The sequence below is a fragment of the Micromonospora sp. NPDC048868 genome (assembly GCF_043198195.1).
GTDB classification, from domain to species: Bacteria; Actinomycetota; Actinomycetes; order Mycobacteriales; family Micromonosporaceae; genus Micromonospora; species Micromonospora reichwaldensis.
In genome coordinates, this window is the sequence record NZ_JBICUN010000044.1 from 1 (window position 1) to 1,392 (window position 1,392).

Here is a 1,392-nt window from a genome sequence, read left to right on the forward strand (position 1 = left end):
GGGAGTGTGTCGATTTCCGTGTTTGGGCCTGTGGTGTGATCGAGGTTGTTAGATGGTGATCCGGTCGCCGTAGGCGAGGATCAGGGCGTTGAGGGCCTTGGCCCAACCGTAGACCCGGCCGGTGATGCTCCCGCCGCCCTTACGTTTCTGCTGGACGACGAGGTAGAGGACCTTCATCGCGGCCTGCTCGGTGGGGAAGTGCCCGCGCCGGCGGGCGGCTTGGCGGAACCGGGCGTTGAGGCTCTCGATGATGTTGGTGGTGTAGAGGACCTTGCGGACCTCGTGGTCGTAGTCGAGGAACGGCACGAACTGCGGCCAGGAGGTCCGCCAGAGCCGGATGACGGCCGGGTACTGGTCGCCGAACTCGGCGGCGAACGCCTCGAACCGGGCCTCCGCGGCGGCCACCGTGGGGGCCGTGTAGATCTCGCGTAGGGCGGGGGTGATTTTCTGCCAATCCTTGCGATTCGTATAGCGAAGCGACGCCCGCACCAAATGGACGACGCACTGTTGGTGCACCGCCTGCGGCCAGACCTGCTCGATCGCGTCGGTCATGCCCTTGAGGCCGTCGGAGCAGACCATGAACACGTCCTCCACACCGCGGTTGCGTAGTTCGGTGAGGTAGCCGGCCCACTGCTTGGCGCCCTCACCGCCGCTCCCGGCCCACATGCCCAGCACATCGCGTTCCCCGTCAAGGCTGATACCGACCACGACGTAGACGGGCCGGTTCGCGACCTGCCCTTGGCGGATCTTCATCACCAGGGCGTCGATGAACACCACCGGATAGACCCGGTCCAGCGGCCGTTGCCGCCAGGCCTCCATCTCGTCCACGACACTGTCGGTGACCCGGCTGATCAACTCCCGGGACACGTCGGCGTCATACACGTCCGCCAGATGCGCGGAGATCTCCCCCGTGGTCAACCCTTTGGCATACAGCGACAGGATCGCCTCGTTGAACCCGTCCAACCTGCGGACATGCTTGGGCACGATCCGCGGGGTGAACGACCCGGCCCGGTCCCGCGGGACCTGGATCCGCACCGGCCCGACCTCGGTCTTGCACCGTCTTGGCTCCGTGCCCGTTGCGAATGTTGGTCCGCCGGCCGGTCTCCTCGTCGACGCCGACCTCGTCGAGGTGCGCATCCAGCTCCGCATCAAGCGCTGATTCCAGGACGGTGCGAGTGATCCCGGCCAAGAGCCCACCCGGCCCGACCAACGAGACTCCGTCGGCCTTGGCCCGCTCGACCAGTTGCTGCGCGAATTCGACCTCCGCCGCCGTCGGCTGCGGAAGCTGAACAGCGTTCTTCTTGTCTGCCATGACGTGGTCCTTCCTGGACAGGATCGACGTCCTGTCCAACGGACCACACCCAGGTCAAACACGGAAATCTACGCAGTCCC

Annotated in this window: 1 pseudogene; it reads right to left on the minus strand. The window is 65.9% G+C overall.

What is annotated here, in order from left to right:
• Positions 1-48 precede the first annotated feature (48 nt).
• Positions 49-1,312 (minus strand): annotated as a pseudogene (locus tag ACGFNF_RS30355) (IS256 family transposase).
• Positions 1,313-1,392 lie beyond the last annotated feature (80 nt).